This window comes from Sporomusa sp. (assembly GCF_057736855.1).
Window position 1 is genome coordinate 1 of record NZ_JBYKYF010000300.1, and the last position, 3,726, is coordinate 3,726.

The 3,726-nt window shown below is 43.1% G+C and carries 4 protein-coding genes; all 4 read right to left on the reverse strand.

Annotation, left to right across the window (positions count from 1 at the left end; all coding sequences use genetic code 11):
- On the reverse strand, nt 1-569 hold a 569-nt coding region (gene proS, locus AC29Z1_RS15010; protein ID WP_488272265.1), incomplete at its 3' end, for a proline--tRNA ligase.
- 1 nt (nt 570) lies between these two features.
- On the reverse strand, nt 571-1,641 hold the full coding sequence (gene ispG, locus AC29Z1_RS15015) for a flavodoxin-dependent (E)-4-hydroxy-3-methylbut-2-enyl-diphosphate synthase (RefSeq protein ID WP_488272266.1): 1,071 nt from the start codon (nt 1,639-1,641) through the stop codon (nt 571-573).
- Between the two features lie 14 nt (nt 1,642-1,655).
- Nucleotides 1,656-2,687, reverse strand: coding sequence for an RIP metalloprotease RseP (gene rseP / locus AC29Z1_RS15020; protein ID WP_488272267.1), 1,032 nt, complete (start codon nt 2,685-2,687; stop codon nt 1,656-1,658).
- A 26-nt stretch (nt 2,688-2,713) separates the two neighbouring features.
- Nucleotides 2,714-3,726, reverse strand: a 1,013-nt coding sequence (locus AC29Z1_RS15025; protein ID WP_488272268.1) for a 1-deoxy-D-xylulose-5-phosphate reductoisomerase, incomplete at its 5' end; no start/stop codon positions are given.

A 3,726-nucleotide genomic window follows, 5' to 3' on the forward strand; every position in this document is an offset into this window, starting at 1 on the left:
AGGCCGCAACGGGTAAAAATCTTTGAATAGGCATCATACATTTTATTATAGCTTTCATTAAGACCTGCTTCATCCCGGTCAAATGAGTACAAATCTTTCATAATAAATTCGCGTCCCCGCATAAGACCGAACCTTGGCCTGATCTCATCCCGATATTTATTTTGAATCTGATACAACAAAAGCGGCAACTGACGGTATGAACGCACATCACTTCTTACAAGAGTAGTTATCATTTCTTCATGAGTGGGACCTAAACAGAAATTGCGGTTGTGACGGTCTTTGAGGCGAAACATTTCATCACCGTACACATTCCACCGACCAGTTTCTTGCCACATTTCTGCTGGCTGAATGATTGGCATTGCCAGTTCCTGACCGCCTTTAGCGTCCATTTCTTCGCGCACAATGGCTTCAATTTTTTTTAAAACCCGCCACGCTAATGGCAAGTAGGAATAAATTCCACCAGCAGCCTTACGAATTAATCCAGCCCTAAGCATTAATTGATGACTTATTACTTCGGCCTCAGCCGGGGTTTCTCTTAATGTGGGTGCAAATAATTGGGAAACACGCATATTAGTTGTCAGCCTCCTTATTCAGTTTATCAATTTCAGCAAATAATGCGTTAATCAGTTCACCCTCCGGCACTTTACGAATAATTTCACCCTTACGAAATAGCAGTCCTTCGCCTTTGCCTCCGGCAATACCGACATCCGCTTCTTTGGCTTCCCCAGGTCCATTTACCACACACCCCATTACTGCAACAGTAATGGGTTTGCTGCAGGATTTCAGCTTATTTTCCACGGTTTCAGCAATATCCACCAAATTAATCTGGCAGCGACCACAAGTTGGACAAGATACCAGCGTAGGTCCATATTGCCGTAGACCTAATGACTTAAGAATCTCATTGGCCACCCGAACCTCTTCTACTGGGTCACCGGTTAATGATACTCTAATAGTATCTCCAATTCCTTGAGCCAACAGCGCTCCAATTCCTACTGCCGACTTAATTACTCCTGAGCGTACTGTTCCAGCCTCGGTTATGCCAAGATGCAAAGGATAATCCACTGCTTCTGACATAAGTTGATAAGCACGGATAGTCAACGGTACATCATGGGCTTTTAACGATATTTTTATATCATTAAAATCATGTTTTTCTAAAATATGGATATGCCGCAATGCACTTTCAACCATCGCTTCTGCTGTCGGTCTTCCACCATGTTTGGCAAGTAAATCTTTACTCAAAGATCCGGCGTTAACACCAATGCGAATAGGAATTTGTTGCTGTTTAGCTGCTTTAACAACCGCTGCTACCTGATCAGCATCGCCAATATTCCCTGGGTTTAAGCGCAGGCCATTAACCCCGCGCTCAATAGCCGCAAGCGCCAAACGATAGTCAAAATGGATATCGGCTATCAACGGAACCTCTATCGCTGATTTAATTGCATCAATAGCTTGAGCAGCCTTCATATCCGGTACAGCAATCCGAACAATATCACACCCGGCATCAAGCAGGCGCTTAATTTGTGCAACCGTTTCAGTAACATTTTCGGTACGAGTGTTAGTCATGGATTGTACTGAAATCGGTGCATTACCACCTATAGTTATTTTGCCAATTTGTATTGGGCGCGTTCGCCTGCGTTGCATACATCATCACCAGCTTAAAATAAATTTAATCGTGATATATCTTTAAAAGTTGCCACCGCAAATAAAAGCATCAGCAATGCAAAGCCAATCATCTGGATAAATTGCATTTGGTTTCTATTCAAAGGCTTACCTCTAAGTCCTTCCACCGCAAGTGTGACAACATGACCACCATCTAAAACCGGCACAGGCAATAGATTAATCAGACCTAGATTAATACTTAGAAAAGCAGCAAACTGCAGTAAAGGAATAATTCCAAGCTGAGCGACTTCACCAGCCATTTGCGCAACACCTATTGGTCCGGCAACATCAGCGGCAGTTTTACCGGTAATCATCTCACCAATGCCAATAATCATACTTTTGGCGACAAACAAGGTTTGTTTAGCGGCTAATCCGATAGACTCAATCACACCTGGCTGATACTTTTGAATGATTGGCATAACACCAATAATTCCCCGCTGCGTCTTTTCATCATATTCAGGAGTCAGTATTACTGTTTTGCTTTGCTCAGTGCCTCGCGAATAGGTTATGGTAAGGTTTTTACCTGGATTTGTATGAATAACACTAACAAAGTCACTCCATACTTCAATAGGCTTACCATTAACGGAAACAATTTTGTCACCAGGCAGCAAACCAGCATTAGCAGCGGGCTTATTGGGAAATATCTTACCAATGATTGGTTGCGTAGAAGGGGTGTCAATGCCGGCACTCATAAATACTATGAATAACAATATGACAGGCAACACAAGATTCATAGCAGAACCAGCCACAATAACCAATATTCTCGCCCAGATAGGCTTAGCATTGAACGAACGTTCATCCTGCTCCTCATCTGGGTCCATACCAGCAATTTTATTAAAGCCACCTAACGGGATGATGCGAAGAGAGTATATGGTTTCACCGATCTTCTTGCTTATTAGCTTGGGTCCAAAGCCTATCGCAAACTCATCCACCCTCATACCCACGCTCTTTGCAGTAATAAAGTGACCAAGTTCATGGACAAGAATTAACAAACCAAAAACAAAGATAGTTGCAATAACGGTAGACAAACGTTAACCACCCCTTCAAAAATTGGTTAAACTTTTCTTCCAAAATCATTCACTGCCTGGAATGCACACTGGCGCGCCCATGTATCTGCCAAAAGTATTTGCTCCAAATCTGGAGTGGCAACAAGTGAATGTTTTTCCATAGTATACCTTATAATCTGCGGGATATCAAGAAAACCAATTTTTTCATCCAAGAATGCATAGACAGCTACTTCGTTGGCAGCGTTGAAAACACACGGCATGGTTCCGCCCATATTCCCAGCAACATAGGCCAGTTTTAAGGCTGGAAAATTCTCCGTGTCAGGTGCAGTGAATGTCAATGCTGAAAGCGCAGTAAAATCAAGACGTGGAAATTGGGAAGCTATGCGCTCGGGATACGATAGTGCATACTGAATAGGCAGACGCATATCGGGTATTCCCATTTGGGCTATAACACTACCATCAACAAATTCGACCATAGAATGAATAATGCTCTGGGGATGAACACAAACCTCGATTTTATCATAATCCACGCCAAAGAGCCATTTGGCTTCAATGACTTCTAGCCCCTTATTCGCCAAAGTTGCTGAATCAATGGTGATTTTTCGTCCCATAGACCAATTAGGATGTTTCAGACAGTCTTCTACAGTAACATGCACTAGCTCCTTAGCAGTACGCCCGCGAAACGGACCGCCGGATGCAGTCAAAATTATCCGCCCAATATGGTTTTTATTCTCGCCTTGCAGGCACTGAAAGATTGCACTATGTTCGCTGTCAACCGGATAAATGTTGACATTATATTCTTTGGCTAAATCCATAACTAACTGGCCAGCAGCTACCAAGGTTTCTTTATTAGCTAGAGCAATATTTTTTTTGGCTTTAATGGCAGCAATGGTTGGCTTCAGACCGGCAAAACCAACCAGTGATGTCAAAACAGTATCTGCCTGGTGAAACGTAGCAGCTTCTAGCAGTCCTTCCTCACCAGCCACTATTTCAGTTTCCCCCCTATAGGAAGAAACAAGCCGATCTGCTGCGCGTTTGTCAATTAACACGGCCAGTTTGG